The 17,031-nt window shown below is 45.8% G+C and carries 12 protein-coding genes; 8 read left to right on the forward strand and 4 right to left on the reverse strand.

Translation table 11 applies throughout. The features are described 5' to 3' along the window. The first annotated feature begins 29 nt into the window (after positions 1-29). From CC90_RS0100730 to CC90_RS0100740, 3 genes are read left to right on the forward strand one after another with little or no spacing between them, the layout of a single operon-like run. Positions 30-1,805 (forward strand): ABC transporter ATP-binding protein, encoded by a 1,776-nt coding sequence (locus CC90_RS0100730; RefSeq protein ID WP_051869219.1) that lies wholly within the window; start codon positions 30-32, stop codon positions 1,803-1,805. After that, positions 1,805-3,664 (forward strand): ABC transporter ATP-binding protein, encoded by a 1,860-nt coding sequence (locus CC90_RS0100735; RefSeq protein ID WP_031388929.1) that lies wholly within the window; start codon positions 1,805-1,807, stop codon positions 3,662-3,664. Before CC90_RS0100730 ends, CC90_RS0100735 begins: the two co-directional genes overlap by 1 nt. A 59-nt stretch (positions 3,665-3,723) precedes the next feature. Then, a complete protein-coding gene (locus CC90_RS0100740; RefSeq protein WP_031388930.1) occupies positions 3,724-4,152 on the forward strand; it encodes a MarR family winged helix-turn-helix transcriptional regulator in 429 nt (142 codons plus the stop codon). Here CC90_RS0100740 and CC90_RS0100745 read toward each other — a convergent pair. Continuing rightward, positions 4,147-4,608, reverse strand: a complete 462-nt coding sequence (locus CC90_RS0100745; RefSeq protein WP_031388931.1) for a GNAT family N-acetyltransferase — start codon at positions 4,606-4,608, stop codon at positions 4,147-4,149. The genes CC90_RS0100740 and CC90_RS0100745 overlap by 6 nt on opposite strands. Before the next feature lie 529 nt (positions 4,609-5,137). On the opposite strand from CC90_RS0100745, the gene CC90_RS0100755 reads away from it, so the two are divergent. Further along, complete coding sequence (locus tag CC90_RS0100755; RefSeq protein WP_031388932.1) at positions 5,138-5,962, forward strand: formamidopyrimidine-DNA glycosylase; 825 nt, start codon at positions 5,138-5,140, stop codon at positions 5,960-5,962. A gap of 145 nt (positions 5,963-6,107) precedes the next feature. Here CC90_RS0100755 and CC90_RS0100760 read toward each other — a convergent pair whose 3' ends face one another. The 3 genes from CC90_RS0100760 to CC90_RS0100770 are packed head-to-tail and all read right to left on the reverse strand — an operon-like array spanning position 6,108 to position 8,499. Beyond that, on the reverse strand, positions 6,108-6,881 hold the full coding sequence (locus CC90_RS0100760; protein ID WP_031388933.1) for an ABC transporter permease: 774 nt from the start codon (positions 6,879-6,881) through the stop codon (positions 6,108-6,110). Between the two features lie 15 nt (positions 6,882-6,896). Next, entirely contained in the window at positions 6,897-7,700 is an 804-nt protein-coding gene (locus tag CC90_RS0100765) for an ABC transporter permease (RefSeq protein WP_031388934.1), read from the reverse strand. A gap of 10 nt (positions 7,701-7,710) precedes the next feature. Beyond that, the gene (locus CC90_RS0100770; protein ID WP_031388935.1) at positions 7,711-8,499 is read right to left on the reverse strand and encodes an ABC transporter ATP-binding protein; all 789 of its coding nucleotides are present in this window, start codon (positions 8,497-8,499) and stop codon (positions 7,711-7,713) included. Positions 8,500-8,837: 338 nt separating this feature from the next. On the opposite strand from CC90_RS0100770, the gene CC90_RS0100775 reads away from it, so the two are divergent. The 4 genes from CC90_RS0100775 to CC90_RS0100790 all read left to right on the forward strand — a co-directional run bounded on the left by CC90_RS0100775 (position 8,838) and on the right by CC90_RS0100790 (position 16,846). Beyond that, the gene (locus CC90_RS0100775; protein ID WP_031388936.1) at positions 8,838-9,578 is read left to right on the forward strand and encodes an HAD hydrolase-like protein; all 741 of its coding nucleotides are present in this window, start codon (positions 8,838-8,840) and stop codon (positions 9,576-9,578) included. Next, positions 9,575-10,411, forward strand: a complete 837-nt coding sequence (locus CC90_RS0100780; RefSeq protein ID WP_031388937.1) for a CPBP family intramembrane glutamic endopeptidase — start codon at positions 9,575-9,577, stop codon at positions 10,409-10,411. The genes CC90_RS0100775 and CC90_RS0100780 overlap by 4 nt, the downstream gene beginning before the upstream one ends. A 372-nt stretch (positions 10,412-10,783) precedes the next feature. Next, positions 10,784-15,331 (forward strand): glutamate synthase large subunit, encoded by a 4,548-nt coding sequence (gltB, locus tag CC90_RS0100785; protein WP_031388938.1) that lies wholly within the window; start codon positions 10,784-10,786, stop codon positions 15,329-15,331. Between the two features lie 21 nt (positions 15,332-15,352). Next, on the forward strand, positions 15,353-16,846 hold the full coding sequence (locus tag CC90_RS0100790; protein WP_031388939.1) for a glutamate synthase subunit beta: 1,494 nt from the start codon (positions 15,353-15,355) through the stop codon (positions 16,844-16,846). Positions 16,847-17,031 lie beyond the last annotated feature (185 nt).

Here is a 17,031-nt window from a genome sequence, read left to right on the forward strand (position 1 = left end):
TGTGGTAGCAATAATTAGGAGAATCTATTATGAAGAAATTTCTTGTCTATACCAAGGACTATAAAAAGGAACTGATTCTGGCAATTATTTGTATTGAGGTAGAGACGGTATTTGAGCTTATCATTCCTATGATCATGGCTGATATCATCGATGTTGGAATTGTGAACAGGGACAGAGGCTACATTTTGTGGAAGGGCTTTCAGATGGTGGCCTGTGCGGCAATTTCTCTATGGCTTGGTATCTTATATGCCAGATTTACTGCGGCCTGCGGCAACGGAATAGGAGCGGCTATCCGGGCAGCGGAATTTAAGAAAATGCAGACTTATTCCTTTCCCAATACGGATAAATTCAGCGTTCCATCTTTGGTTACCAGACTTACTAGCGATGTTACGACCATTCAGAACTCTATTACCAATGGTCTGCGGCCGGGATTTAGGTCTCCGGTCATGTTGTTTATCGCAATTTTTCTATCCTTTAAAATCAATGCGGCACTGGCGGTAGTTTTCTTGATTGCAGCTCCTATGCTTGGAATCAGCCTGTTCTTTATTGTCAAAAATGTCCGTCCTTTATATGCGAGAATGCAGGCGGCTGTAGATTATGTAAATCGTATTATTCAAGAGAATCTGGCAGCGATTCGGGTAGTAAAGGCTTATGTCAGGGAGGATTATGAAATCGCCAAATTTGAAGAAGTAAATCAGAATCTCAGAAATAATTCTGAAAAAGCTTTTTCTTTGGCAGTTCTTAACATGCCCGCATTTCAGTTCGTGATGTACGTAACGATTATAAGCATTCTCTGGTTCGGAGGAAATCTGGTGGCAATTGGCGGGATGAAGGTGGGGAGCCTTACCAGTTTCTTAAGCTATGTTCTTCAAGTGTTAAATTCTCTTATGATGTTTTCCAACGTGTTTTTGATGTTCACCCGTTCCCTGACTTCGTGGAGGCGAATTGAGGAGGTAATGGAGGAGGAGCCAGCCATCAAAGATGATCTGGCCAAGGATATTGAAATGAAAAACGGCAGCATCCGTTTTGAACACGTATATTTCAAATACAAGGAAACGGCGAAGGAATATGTACTGTCCGATATTTCTCTGGATATTCAGTCCGGGCAGACTGTGGGTATCATCGGTCCTACCGGCTCCTCCAAGAGCACACTGGTTCAGTTAATACCGAGACTTTATGATGTGACTGCGGGAAATATTATGATCGATGGGCATCCGATTTTCGAATTTACTCAAAGAAATCTGAGGGATTCTATCGCTATGGTACTTCAAAGAAATACGTTATTTTCCGGCACAGTAAGGGAAAACCTCTTATGGGGCAAGGAGGATGCGACCCCGGAGGAGATAGAGCGTGCCTGCCGTATTGCCTGTGTAGATGAATTTATCGGTCGTTTGGAAGATGGATATGATACGGAACTGGGGCAGGGAGGCGTTAACGTATCCGGCGGGCAGAAGCAGCGATTATGTATCGCCCGCGCCATACTGAAAGCACCCAGGGTATTGATTCTCGACGATTCGACCAGCGCTGTGGACACGGCGACGGAAGCCAGAATCAAGGAGGCACTCAATAAGGAGCTGCCGGGAATGACAAAAATCATAGTTGCCCAGAGGATTACCTCTATTATGGATGCAGATCAAATCATAATTCTTGACGACGGTAAAATAAATGCGATAGGAACTCATGAAACGCTGTTAAAGAGTAATGAAATCTACCGCGATATTTATTCGCGCGAAGGGAATGAACCAACGTCAGACTCTCTTGATTTTGGTGATTGTCTGCGGCAGCAGCAAGGAGGTAACTTATAATGGCCAGACCTACGTCTAATGTAAAACCGAAAAATGCCAAAAAAGCCTTGCTGCAGCTTCTTCGTTATTTGGGGCGGCATAAAGCTTCTTTGCTTGTGATTGCGATATTTGTCTGTATAAGCTCTGCTTCCGGCATTGCAGGCACCTATTTATTAAAAACGGTGGTAAACGATTATATTATGCTGGGTGATATACCGGGGCTTATGAAAATGATAGTTATCATGGGAGCCATATATGGGGTGGGAGTGTTGACCTGCTATTTCTATAATAAGCTCATGGTTCATATTTCACAAAAGGTGGTGTCAGAAATCAGAAGCGATTTATTCGAGCATACGCAAAAGCTTCCGCTGCGCTACTTTGACTCCCATACCCACGGCGATTTGATGAGTCATTTTACAAATGATGTGGACACTATATCGGAGGCGCTGAACAATAGCTTCACGCTGCTTATTCAAAGCTTCATAACCGCTGTTGGAACAATCGTTATGCTAATCGTTCTGGACCTGCGGCTGTCTCTTATTGTTATAGTGTTTTCGATTGTTATGCTTTTATATATCCGGCATAACGGGAAGATGAGCAAAAAGTATTTCTCTGCCCAGCAGAAGAACTTAGGAGCAATCAACGGATATGTAGAGGAAATGGTAGCGGGACAGAAGGTAGAGAAAATCTTCAATCATGAGGAACAGGACTTTATAAGGTTCAGCGAGCTGAATGAAAAATTACGGGTAGCCTCTACGAAGGCCTTTACCTATACAGCAAAGACCATACCTACCATTGTAGCGCTTTCCTATATCAATTATGCTGTTTCGGCCTGTGTGGGAGGACTGTTTGCCTTGGCGGGCCTTACGGACATCGGAACTTTGGCTTCTTATCTAGTATATGTGCGGCAAAGCGCAATGCCCATGAATCAGTTTACTATGCAGATCAATTTCCTGATGGTAGCGTTAGCCAGTGCAGAGAAAATATTTGCAATGATGGAGGAGGAGCCGGAAGTCGATGAAGGAATTATTACATTAAAAAAAGTAAGAAGAGCGGATGACGGTACGCTTCAGGAAAGCGATACGTATACGGGAGCCTTCGCATGGAGGATCCCGCAGGCAGACGGTGGCTTTTCGTATGTGCCTTTAAAAGGTGACGTGCGTTTCCACGATGTCGTATTCGGGTATACAAAGGAACATACAATCTTAGACGGAATTAATCTGTACGCAAAGCCCGGTCAGAAAATAGCTTTTGTAGGTTCTACCGGAGCGGGGAAAACAACCATTATCAACCTGGTCAATCGTTTCTATGAAATAGAAGAGGGGCAGATTACTTATGACGGTATCGACATCAGAGATATTAAAAAAGCGGATTTAAGGCGCTCCATTTCCCTTATTATTCAGGATACCCATTTATTTACAGGGACGATAGCAGATAATATCCGTTACGGAAGACTTCTGGCGAGCGAAGAGGATGTAGTAAAGGCTGCCAAGTTAGCCAACGCACACTCCTTTATCCAGAGACTGCCCGGGGGCTATGATACTTTGTTAGAAAGTGACGGAGCGAATTTGTCTCAAGGGCAGAGACAGCTCTTGGCGATTGCCAGGGCAGCAATTTCTCAGCCCCCTGTGCTTGTAATGGATGAGGCTACCAGTTCGATCGACACTCGTACGGAGAAGCTGATCGAAAAGGGGATGGACACCTTGATGGAGGATCGCACCGTATTCGTAATCGCCCATAGGCTGTCTACCGTCCGCAATTCCAAGGCGATTCTTGTTCTGGAAGAGGGCAAGGTCATAGAACGAGGAGACCATGAAGAGCTGCTGGCGCAAAAAGGGCGCTATTATCAGCTTTACACCGGTCAGTTTGAATTGAGTTGAGGAACCTGCCATAAGTGAAAATAATAAGAGTACAAATCTAAGAGAGGAAGTGAACGATAATGAGTAGTAGTATAAGAGAACTTTTTATGCGTGAAGAAAAGGCGAGGAAACAGTTGATTTCTCCGGTGCTTCTGGATAACGGGCTGACGCCCGGGCAGGGTCAGGCCGGCATCTTGAATAACCTTTTAAAGGAAGACCATATAAGCCAGAAGGAGCTTTCTGTCCGCTGTCATATGGATACTACCACGATGTCGAGAGCAATCGATAATCTGGAAAAGCTGGGGCTTTTGAATCGGGAAATCAACCCTGAGAGCAGACGATCCACTCTCATTTGCCTGACGGAAGAGGGAAGGGAAACGGCATGGAATATCAGGGCGGCTTTCGAGCGGTTAGAAGCCATAGTGAGCAAGGATATTCCCGGAGAGGATATGGAGATTTTTCACAGGGTTCTTTTGAAGGTTTGTGAGAATCTTGAGGAAAATTCATAAATGCCCCTCTTTTTTGGTCATAATATAGTTAGTGAGAAGAATTCCATTTTGTTCCACTTGCTGTTTCTTCAAGACGCTATAGCCCCTTTTTTCAAAAAAGGGCTTAGCGGTAATGGAAGCGTGAGTGCTGAAATTTTCTGCATTTGCAGATTGTTCAAGTTCATCGCAAATTGCCGAGGCGATTCCCTTTCCCTGATAATTCTTATGAACGTAGAGTCTGTCCAAGTATCCGGAACTATCTATATCTCCGAAGCCAACGATAATATCGTCTTCGATGGCGACAACGGCGCAATGCGCTTGAAAGGATGCATCCCACTTTTCCAAATCGATATTCCCGGTTGCCCAAGCATTCAGCTGTTCGTGTGTATAGTCCTTTGCGTTGACGCAATGGACAGTATTATAAAATAATTCAGAGATAGCCTTGCAATCTGTTGCCACATATTTTCTAATTATCATTTTTATATCCATGCCCCTTTCAAAGTCTGAAAACTTTATGCAGGTGTCCTTGCACACCATAAGCACAAAGCTCCGGTTGAAAGAATATAATTCTTTCAACCTTATACCCTGTGTCCGTTTTGGCGGACTTAAGATCAATAGTTGAAAGATATTTTCCCGATTTTTTATTTTTCCAGCGTTTCTGTAAATATAGCCAGAAGTATTTTATGCGGAACTTCCTGATGAAGATAAACTTGCAGCATTCCCTTTGGCGTGATTTTAAAACCCTCCAATTGAGGTATGTAACCGACAACGGCAGCAGCTTCCACATTAATATGGTCATTAAACATTCTTTTGTTTTGTCAAGTAGTCGATAACACACCCATACACATTTTTATATTGCTTTATAATAGCTGCAATTGATGACTGTTTACTAAAAATATAATATGACATACTGTTGACCATTTAATAATGTTATAATATTTCTAATAAAAAAGCGATATAAAATCTTTGGGAAATCTTCAGGGCGTGGAAGGAGCGTGGCATAAAAATGATAGAGATACCAGAAAGTCTAACGTTAGCAAAGCAACTAACCGATACGGTCAAAGGAAAGAAAATAACGGAGGTAGAAACCGAGCATACGAAGCATTCCTTTGCATGGTATACCGACGATCCGCAGGAGTATGCCGGAAAGCTTCAGGGAAAGACCGTAGGAGAAATCCATGGAATCGGAAGTATGGTGGAGATGGAAGCGGAGGACTATAGTTTTACGGTGGGAGACGGAACAAATATAAGATATTTTGAAAAGGGAGAAAAGCTTCCCGAAAGATATCAGATGAGGATAACCTTTGAGGATGAAAGCTCTCTCATATGTACAGTCCAGATGTATGGTGCGATGTTATTATTTCGGCCCGAGGAATACGATAATTTTTATTATCTCGTGGCGAAGGAAAAGCCCATGCCCGGAACAGAGGGCTTCGATTACCCATATTTCAAGTCGTTGAGAGAGGAGCTGAGCGGAAAGCTTTCCGCAAAGGCAATGCTCGCTACGCAGCAGAGGATTCCGGGACTTGGCAACGGCGTATTGCAGGACATCCTTCTGGAGGCAGGAATTCATCCGAAGCAGAAAATCGGCAGCCTGCGCGAAGAAGATTGGAAGCACTTATATTCCACAGTTACGAATGTTCTTCGGGAAATGACAGAAAAGGGCGGAAGAGATACTGAGAAAAATCTCTTCGGGCAGGTGGGAGGATACCGCACGAAGCTCAGCAAGAAGACACTTGGGGGCCCATGCCCTTATTGCGGCAATCCTATACAGAAGACGGCGTATCTGGGAGGTGCGGTATATTTTTGCCCCCAGTGCCAGCGCGCCTGATTTTGCCGGAGAATACGGAATATTATTTTCACATATTTTTCCCGCAGTTGTTGTACCGCGAGCTTGTATGATATATAACCTAAGGCCAGTACCGGTATTTTTGCCGGTGCGGCCTTTTTCTTCGCCGGAGGTAAATTCCTTTGTTTCAAGACCCGCAGGAAGTATAATGCTTCACCCCGGACTTCCATAGAAGAAGACAGGGAAGGAGGAATAAACACGCGGGAAGCGGCAGCAGGCTATAGTAGGTCTTACCCCTGTCCAATAAATTTAAAAGCGGATAGTATTGAATCAAAGAGTAAGGGATGATGAAAGTGCAAAATTGCAGAACCCTTTTTCCGTAAATATTCACCGGATACTTGCCGTATTCCCTCGCCCCATCCGTCAGCACATTCATAAATTCCAGGCCTTCCGTAGTAAAGAAGCATAGGGCGGCATAGATGAGGAAGATACCGGTAAAAACAGCCGTACCGCCAACCAGCATAAGGATCAAGGTGCCTATTTTCTGAACATCCCATGAAATGGTACTGTTTGCAATGCCGTAAGCGAACATGGCGATTGCCTGCAGTATTCTTCCGATGCGGGTGAATTCGAAGCGGCTGCCGAGAACCTGAAGGATTTCATTTCGAGGACGCACCATGACTCTGTCAAATTCACCTTTTTTAATCATCTCCGGGAACATATCGAAGCCTCTGGCAAAGGCTTCTGCCAGAGAGTACTCCATAAGGGTGATGCCAAAGCAAAGCAGGGCCTCGCTATAGGTGAAGCCTTCTACGCTTGAAAAGCGCCGGAACATAAAGTATATGCCGAGAAATACGTTGAAGGACACAAGGAACTGCCCGATGCAGGTGAGTAAAAAGGAAGTCTTATATTCCATAACGCTTTTAATATGTATGAGAAAATATTTGGCGTATAATTTCATTTTCATCGTCTCCTTTCAGCCGCCTTGCAGCGAGATGTGCTTCATTGCGAGGGAATTTAAAAGCTTTCCTATAAAAACAAGAATAAAAAGCCATAGGAACTGGAGCAGAATCGCCCTCCACATAGGAGCACCGATTAAATCCCCGCTGTAAATCCGAAGAGGCACGTTCTGCATGGAGGCGAAAGGAAGCAGCTCCAGTATGTTCCGAATACTTTCGGGAAAAAAGGGAAGCGGAATAATTGCCCCTGAGAAAAATTCTACCGTAGAAACAGCAGCGATGCGAACCCCGTCAGGCGATATTGTAAAAAAAGAAATCATATATACGAGCATGCAAAAAGCTACGGTTACCCCTACGCCCGTGAGCATGGTAAGCAAAAAGAGCATGAATGCAGGAATGTTTTCAGGAAGTATCATTCCATAAGGCGCAGGCAGAAAACCCGCAACAAGGAGTATGGGCATGCACCTTAAAACTGCTTTGGAAATTCTATTGGCGAGGCTTCTGGAAAACCACATATTGTATATATCGATAGGACGGCACAGCTCATAGGCGACATTGCCGTTTATAATGGAATCGAAGATTTCATTTTCCATGAGCCAAGCCATAAAAAGCGCGAGAAATGCCTGCTGCATCCAGATGTAGGCGGAGGTAGCCTGAAACGTCATCGGGAATGCATTAGGGTTCGCTTTATAGAAGGCGCGAAACATCAGAATTTCCATCCATCCCCACACGAACTGGGTAATGATTCCTGCGGCAGCGGCAGCTCGGTATTGAAGTCCCATGGAGAAGCGGAGGCGGAAAAAGGCGATATATTTTTTTATGCCGGCCTCCTTATATGTCGTAGGAGCGGTAAAAATCCGCCAGGGCCTCTTCAGTGCTTTCGAAATCCTTCCGGATATCGCTCAAAGTTCCGTCCAAGAGAATGCGCCCTTTGCCTATCAGAATGACTCTATTGGTCAACACTTCGATGTCCTGCATGTCGTGAGTTGTTAAAATGACAGTAGTGTTATTTTCTTTATTCAGTTGTAAAATAAACTCCCTGACAGCGAGTTTCGATACGGCGTCCAATCCGATGGTGGGTTCGTCCAGAAAAAGTATGCGGGGATTATGCAAAAGAGAGGCTGCAATCTCACAGCGCATCCTTTGACCTAAGGAAAGCTGTCTTGCAGGAGTTTTCAGCAGCTCCGAAAGGTTCAGCATGGAAGTGAGCCGTTCTAAATTATGGAGGTAGGATGCGGTATCTACCCTGTAGATTTCCTTCAGCAGCTCAAAAGAATCTGCAACGGGAACATCCCACCATAGTTGGGTGCGCTGACCGAATACGACACCGATGTCTTTCACATGCTCGATACGATTCTTCCACGGAATACGTCCATTGATTAGACAAGTACCGCTATCCGGTGTAAGGATACCGCTTAGAATTTTGATGGTTGAGCTTTTTCCGGCTCCGTTGGGGCCGATATAACCAACCATTTCTCCCTCTTCGATGGAAAAAGAGACATCATCCAATGCATGGACATATTCATAATCTCTGCGAAATAAAGCCTTGCATGCCGAATAAAATCCTGCATCACGTTTAGAGACCTTATAGGTCTTGCTTACATGTTCCAGTGTAATCATGTTTGCTTCCTCTTAGTAGTAATATAATTTACAGTTACTTATATCTTGCCAAGTCGGTTTATCATTTTGGATTTTGCCAAAAAGGCTGTGACAATTAACGAAATGGGCTCTAGTGTACCACAGACAGGGTTGCGCGTCAAGGCAGTATAATGATATAATTTCCAGTAATGGAGATCGTTACTGTTTACACAGTAGCTTAACACTTGCTGTTAAGCTGCGTAAGAACGTGATTCGAGAGATGATTTCTGCTTCGCAGAGCGAATTTAAATGCAGAAATCATGCGTTGCTGAGAACGGAGTGAACAGTAACGTCACATCTTACAGGCAAGGAGAAATGAAATGAAATACAAATATTTGCTATTCGATTTGGACGGAACCCTGACGGACCCAAAGGAGGGAATTACTACATCGGTACAATACGCGCTTAAGTCTTTTGGAATCGACGAGCCGGATTTGGACAAGCTGGAGCCTTTCATAGGTCCGCCTTTAAAGGACAGCTTCATAAAATATTACGGTCTTGATGAGGAGCAGGCAGAAACGGCGATTGTAAAGTATAGAGAATGGTTTTCTCCTACCGGAATCTTCCAGAATAAAATATATCCGGGCACAGAGGATATGCTGGCTGCGCTGAAAAATAAAGAAAAAGTGCTGGCAGTGGCTTCCAGCAAGCCAACCGTATTCGTGGAAAAGATTCTGAATCATTTCGAAATTCGCCAATACTTCGACGTCGTGGTAGGAAGTGAGCTAAACGGCGTCCGCGGAAGCAAGGAAGAAGTGGTAGAAGAGGCTCTTCGCCAGCTTTCTGCCAAATGTGCGGACGACAAGGATGCAGCGGCAGAGTCCGGAGAAGCAGAGACTGTACAACGGGAAATGGTGGCTGTAGCAGAAACCATATATATAGATAAAGAACATACCGCAATGATCGGCGACCGAGAATTCGATGTATTTGGAGGTAAGCAGCACGGCCTGACAACTGTGGGAGTGACCTTCGGCTATGCCGGAGAAGGTGAGCTGGAGGCAGCAGGAGCCGATTATATCGTGAACACAGTAGAAGAATTGAGGAGGCTTTTGATACAATGACACCCCAACCGGAATCTTCATTGAAAAAGACATGGAATATACTGATGCCCTTCGTGGTATATTTTATCGCCCACGATTTAGCGCAGGTACTGCTTGCGTTTCTTCTGAATATGAGCTTAGGCTTGGGAGGAAGCTACTCGGAATACATTTTCGCCCGCACGCAGACAGTAAACGCCGTCCTAAACGCACTTTCCCTGCTAATCGGTATGGCCTTCGTCTGGCCTATGGCTAAAACGGAATTCCGTTTTGCCAGACTGCGTCAAGAAGGGTTTCAGGCAACATGCCGGACATCCCTCGGGACAAATACGATAGCAGCCTACATTCTACTGGCAGTATTTGCGATAACGCTGGCGCTGGGAACCAACCTCTTACTAATGCTCACCGGAATTGCAGGGAAATCCCCATCCTATCAGGACGTAGCCGCCAGACAATTTGGAGTAGCCTTCGCCGCAGGCGTAATCATCTACGGCGTTCTATCCCCGCTTGCCGAGGAAATCGTATTCAGAGGTCTTATTTATAACCGAATGAAAAGGTACTTCAACCCCGTGCTGTCCATTATTATCTGCGGCATACTATTCGGTGGCTACCACGGCAATCTGGTACAAGGGATTTATGGCTGCATCCTTGGGATAGCAATTGCATTTTCCTATGAACTATTCCGAAGCTTTGCCGCCCCCGTCCTCTTCCATTCCTTAGCCAACTTAAGTGTATTCATTGTCGCTTACAGCAGCCAGGGTCTGGCAGGAATGATGACTGCGTTGAATTGTTCCATTTTTCTGATAATTTCCTTTGTGAGTCTCTTTTTTATGTGGAAACTAAAAAAAATTACCTAAAATTTTTCCAAGTTTCGAATTTTCCTAAAATAATGAATCCGGGAATACATAGAGATAAAATCCTAGTGTTTATCAAATGATTCCGGGATTTCCTGAAATAAACCCAAAGGAAAAAAGTGAGAAAATTTAATAAAAAATCTGACAATAATTAAGCAAACAATTAAATAGTCATATTATCAGACAATAGTAATGAAAATAATTATTTACAGCATAAAAAAATAGGTGTATAGTAATTGCATAGGTCGCAAAGAAGCGTAAAAGAGCTTTTTGCGTCCTTTTTTTGTTATAAACAAGCTGTGAACAAATATCTGTTATGCCCATCAAGGCCTATAGGTCATTGCAAAGCTTGCAACATGTGAAAGGAGAAAATATATGTTTGATGCGAAAATGTCCCTCCCGGAAGCACCTCTTTACCGTCCCGAATTCGAACACGATAACTGCGGTATCGGCGCCTGCGTAAATATCAAAGGCAAAAAAAGTCATGAAACAGTAGAAAATGCCCTTAAAATAGTAGAGAATCTGGAACACAGGGCCGGAAAAGATGCAGAAGGAAAGACCGGTGACGGTGTTGGAATCCTCACTCAGGTGCCCCATAAATTCATGGTAAAGGTGACCGCCCCTTTGGGAATTACACTTGGCGGAGAAAGAGAATACGGAGTAGGAATGTTCTTCTTCCCGCAGGAGGAAATGAAAAGAAACCAGGCCATGAAGATGTTCGAAATCATCGTGGAAAAAGAAGGCCTGACCTTCCTCGGCTGGAGGAAAGTGGAGACCATTCCTTCTGTGCTCGGGCATAAGGCTGTAGAATGCATGCCCTATATTATGCAGGGCTTTGTTAAAAAGCCGGCGAATGTAGAAAAAGGGCTCGATTTCGACCGTATGCTCTACATCGTGCGCCGCGTATTCGAGCAATCCGGCGACAATACCTATGTAGTATCCCTATCCAGCAGGACTCTCGTATATAAAGGAATGTTTTTGGTTGGACAGCTCCGTACCTTCTTTTCCGATTTACAGGATAAAGATTACGAATCAGCCATTGCTGTGGTACATTCCCGTTTTTCGACCAATACCAATCCAAGCTGGGAAAGAGCGCATCCTAACCGCTTTATCGTGCACAACGGTGAAATCAATACGATTCGCGGAAATGCGGATAAGATGCTGGCCAGGGAGGAGAACATGGAATCCGAGCACCTGAAAGGGCAGCTCCATAAAGTGCTTCCCGTAGTGAATGCTTCCGGCTCCGACTCCGCCATGCTGGATAACACTCTGGAATTCCTCGTTATGAGCGGTATGGATCTGCCCCTTGCGGTGATGATTACCATTCCTGAGCCTTGGGCGAATAATAAGACGATGAATCAGCATAAAAAGGACTTTTACCAATATTATGCCACCATGATGGAACCGTGGGACGGCCCGGCCTCCATTTTGTTCTCGGATGGGGATATTATGGGTGCTGTGCTTGACCGCAATGGTCTTCGTCCCTCCCGCTATATGATAACCGATGACGGACAGCTCATTCTTTCCTCCGAAGTAGGCGTACTGGATATCGACCCGACGAAAATCGTAGTGAAGGAAAGACTCCGTCCGGGCAAGATGCTTCTTGTGGATATGGTGAAGGGAGAGGTTATCGATGACGAGAAGCTAAAGGAAAAATATGCCTGTTCACAGCCCTATGGCGAATGGCTGGATAATAACCTCGTTACGCTGAAAAGCCTTCACATCCCCAATCAAAGGGTGCCGGAATTTACCGATGAAGAAAGACAGCGTATGCAGAAAGCATTCGGCTATGCCTACGAAGAGCTTAAAGCGAGCATTCTTCCCATGGCCAGAGACGGAGGAGAGGCCATTGCGGCAATGGGCGTTGATACGCCGCTGCCGGTATTAAGCAAGACTTATCATCCGCTGTTCCATTATTTCAAGCAGCTTTTTGCACAGGTAACCAATCCGCCTATCGATGCAATCAGAGAGGAGGTTGTCACCTCCACCACCGTATATATCGGAACAGAAGGAAATGTGCTGGAGGAGACTCCGAAGAACTGCAACGTGCTGCAGATCAACAACCCGATTCTTACGAATACGGATTTGATGAAAATAAAGAGTATGAAGGTGGAGGGCTTCAAGGTAGAAGAGGTGCCCATTACCTATTATAAGAATACAAGTCTGGAGCGGGCGATAGAGCGTCTTTTCGTAGAGGTGGACAGAGCTTACAGAGAGGGAGGAAATATTCTCATCCTTTCAGACCGCGGCGTAGATGAGAACCATGTGGCGATTCCGTCTCTGTTAGCGGTATCTGCTCTGAACCAGCATTTGGTCAAGACGAAAAAGAGAACAAGCGTAGCATTGATTCTGGAATCGGGAGAGCCGCGGGAGGTGCACCATTTTGCTACCTTATTAGGCTATGGCGCTTGCGCTATTAATCCGTATCTGGCCCAGGAATCCATTAAGGAGCTGATCGACAACAGGATGCTCGACAAGGATTACTATGCAGCAGTGGATGATTACAACAACGCCGTTTTACACGGAATCGTGAAAATCGCTTCCAAAATGGGTATCTCTACCATTCAATCCTACCAAGGCTCTCAGATATTCGAAGCTATCGGTATAAACTACGATGTTATCAATAAATATTTTACAAATACGGTATGCCGTGTGGGCGGAATCGCATTAAAAGATTTGGAAAAGCAAGTGGATGAACTTCATTCGGGAGCGTTTGACCCTTTAGATCTTCAAACCGATTTGACGCTGGATAGTTTGGGACATCATAAGATGAGAAGCGGAGCCGATGAGCACCTTTATAATCCGGCGACCATTCATCTGCTGCAGCAGTCAACGAGGTGCGGAGACTATGGTATGTTCAAGCAGTATACCCAGCTTGTGAACGATGAAAACTCCGTTAAAAACTTAAGAGGTCTTATGGACTTCAATTATCCGAAGCAGGGTATCTCTCTGGAGGAAGTTGAGAGTGTGGAGGAAATCGTCACCAGATTCAAGACGGGGGCAATGTCCTATGGTTCCATTTCCAGAGAAGCTCATGAGACGATGGCAATAGCCATGAACACGCTGAAGGGCAAATCCAATTCCGGCGAAGGCGGAGAGGACCTGGAGCGCCTGACTATAGGGCAGGACGGACTGAATCGCTGTTCCGCAATCAAGCAGGTGGCAAGCGGACGTTTCGGCGTGACCAGCCGTTATCTCGTCAGCGCCAAAGAGATACAGATCAAGATGGCGCAGGGAGCAAAACCCGGTGAAGGCGGTCATCTGCCCGGGGAAAAAATATATCCGTGGGTGGCTAAGACAAGGCACTCCACTCCCGGCGTAGGCCTGATTTCTCCTCCTCCCCACCATGATATTTATTCCATCGAGGATTTGGCGGAATTGATTTACGATTTGAAGAATTCCAATAAGGATGCAAGAATTTCTGTAAAGCTTGTTTCCGAGGCGGGAGTAGGGACGGTTGCCGCAGGCGTTGCCAAAGCGGGAGCACAAGTCATCCTCGTATCGGGCTATGACGGCGGTACCGGGGCGGCTCCTAGAAACTCCATTCACAATGCGGGACTTCCGTGGGAGTTAGGCCTTGCAGAAACTCATCAGACGCTTATAATGAACGGGCTGAGAGGAAAGGTGCGCATTGAGACGGACGGTAAGCTGATGAGCGGACGCGACGTGGCTATTGCGGCAATACTCGGCGCGGAGGAATTCGGCTTCGCTACGGCTCCTCTCGTAACTATGGGCTGCGTTATGATGAGAGTATGTAATCTGGATACTTGCCCGGTGGGTGTAGCGACGCAAAATCCGGAGCTTAGAAAGAACTTTAAGGGTAAGCCGGAATATGTTATGAATTTTATGAGATTTATCGCTACGGAGCTTCGGGAATATATGGCAAAGCTGGGCGTACGCACCATCGACGAACTGGTAGGGCGCACTGAATTGCTCAAGAGGAAGGAAAGCTTAACGAAGAGCCAGCAGCAGGTGGATTTGGCGCAGATTCTCGCTAATCCTTATGTAGGCAGTCAGGAGAAAATGACCTTCGACCCTAAGCAGGTATATGATTTCCATTTGGAGAAGACCTTGGATGAGAAGGTGCTGTTAAAGCAACTTTCCGGCGCGATTGCCAAGGGAACGAAACGAAGTGTGGAGGTCGATGTAAAAAATACGGATCGTGCGTTCGGAACGATTCTCGGATCAGAAATTACCAAGCAGCTTGGAGATAGTGTGGAAGAGGATACCTACCGCATTTTATGCAAGGGTACGGGAGGACAGAGTTTCGGAGCATTTATCCCGAAAGGCCTTACGCTGGAGCTGGTAGGTGACAGTAACGACTATTTTGCCAAGGGCCTGTCCGGCGGCAAGCTGATCGTTTATCCTCCGGCGGGAAGCAGCTTCAAGGCAGAGGATAATATCATTATAGGAAACGTTGCCTTATACGGTGCGACCAGCGGAAAAGTATTTATAAATGGTATGGCAGGAGAGCGTTTCTGTGTTCGTAACTCCGGAGCCAATGCGGTAGTAGAGGGCGTAGGCGACCACGGCTGTGAATATATGACGGGAGGACGCGTAGTGGTACTGGGACCTACGGGCAAGAACTTCGCGGCAGGAATGAGCGGCGGTATTGCGTATGTTCTGGATGAAAACAACGACCTGTACATCCGGTTGAATAAAGAGATGATTTCTTCTCACGAGCTGACTTCCAAATACGATGTACTGGAGCTTAAGGGAATGATAAAGGAGCATGTAGCTCTTACCAATTCGGCAAAAGGAAAGGAAATCCTCGATAACTTCAAGGATTATCTGCCGAAATTCAAGAAAATCATTCCTCATGACTATGAAAGAATGCTGACGACTATCGTGCAGATGGAAGAAAAGGGACTTAGTGCAGAGCAGGCACAAATAGAAGCATTCTACGTAAACAGTGCGAAGTAGGAAGGAAAGGAGGCCTATACGATGGGAAAACCAACAGGATTTATGGATTATAACAGGGAAGTTTCCAAGGAAACGGAACCCAAAAAGAGAATAAAGAATTTCGATGAATTTCATGAGCATCTGCCGAAGGAAAAGCAGAGAATTCAAGGAGCCAGGTGTATGGACTGCGGCGTGCCTTTTTGCCAGTCAGGTATGAACCTGGGCGGTATGACTTCCGGCTGTCCCCTTCACAACCTGATACCGGAATGGAATGACTTGGTATTTACGGGAAATTGGCAGCAGGCATACAACCGTTTGAAAAAGACGAATAGTTTTCCGGAATTTACCTCCAGAGTGTGCCCTGCACCATGCGAAGGTGCGTGTACCTGCGGACTGAATGGCAGTCCCGTGGCAATCAAGGAAAACGAATATGCCATTACAGAAAACGCATATGCTGAGGGCTATGCGTCCGCGAAGCCGCCTAAGGTGCGTACAGGAAAGCGCGTGGCGGTAGTAGGCAGCGGCCCGGCAGGGCTTGCGGCGGCAGACCAGTTGAATAAAAGAGGACATCAGGTAACCGTATTCGAACGCTCCGACCGGGTGGGAGGATTGCTCATGTACGGAATACCCAATATGAAATTGGATAAGAGCATCGTGGAGCGCAAAATAAAGATTATGGAAGAGGAAGGGGTCGTCTTCGTGACGGGAACGGATGTAGGCAAGGATTTATCCCCGGAAAGCCTGCAAAAGGACTTCCACAGAGTTGTTTTGGCCTGCGGCTCCTCCAATCCGAGGGATATTTCCGCTCCAGGCAGAGATGCACAGGGCATTTATTTCGCGGTGGATTTCCTGAAGGTGAATACAAAGAGCCTGCGGGATTCCAATTTGCAGGATGGAAACTACGTGAATACAAAGGATAAGCATGTGGTGATCATCGGAGGCGGCGATACGGGTAACGACTGCGTGGGTACATCTGTGCGCCATGGCTGTAAGTCCGTAACCCAGATAGAGATGATGCCCAAGGCGCCGGATGCGCGTACCGAGAATAACCCCTGGCCGGAATGGCCGAAGGTGTGCAAGACGGATTACGGTCAGGAAGAAGCGATAGCGGTATTCGGACACGATCCCCGCATCTATGAATCTACGGTAAAGGAATTCATCAAGGACAAAAACGGTCATTTGAAGAGCGTCAAAATCGTAAAGCTCGCCTGGGAAAAGGATGAAAAGACGGGCCGCATGAATATGAAAGAGGTTCCGGGGAGCGAGCGGACGCTTCCGGCGGACATAGTTCTTATTGCGGCAGGCTTTCTCGGAAGCCAGAAGTACGTGACGGAAGCCTTCAAGGTGGAAACCGATGAAAGGACCAACGTTAAGACCGTTCAAGGAGCATATGTGACGAATGTGAAGAACGTCTTTGCTGCCGGTGATATGCGCAGAGGCCAGTCATTAGTCGTATGGGCAATACGTGAAGGAATGGAGGCTGCCCGGGCAGTAGATGAAAGCCTGATGGGCTACAGCAATCTGAACGTGCAATAGGAATGAAAAAGAAACAGAAATAAAAGAGAAGCAGAAATGGAAAAACAGAAAAGAAATAATAATAAATGAAGAAATGGAAATATGAAATAAAATGAAGCAGTAAAAGAGGATATTTACCGGAAACTTAAGGTAAATATCCTCTTTGTTTAAGTTCCCATTGAAAAACCGGGATAAGTGCGATATAC

The organism is Kineothrix alysoides (genome assembly GCF_000732725.1).
In the GTDB taxonomy this organism is placed as follows: domain Bacteria; phylum Bacillota; class Clostridia; order Lachnospirales; family Lachnospiraceae; genus Kineothrix; species Kineothrix alysoides.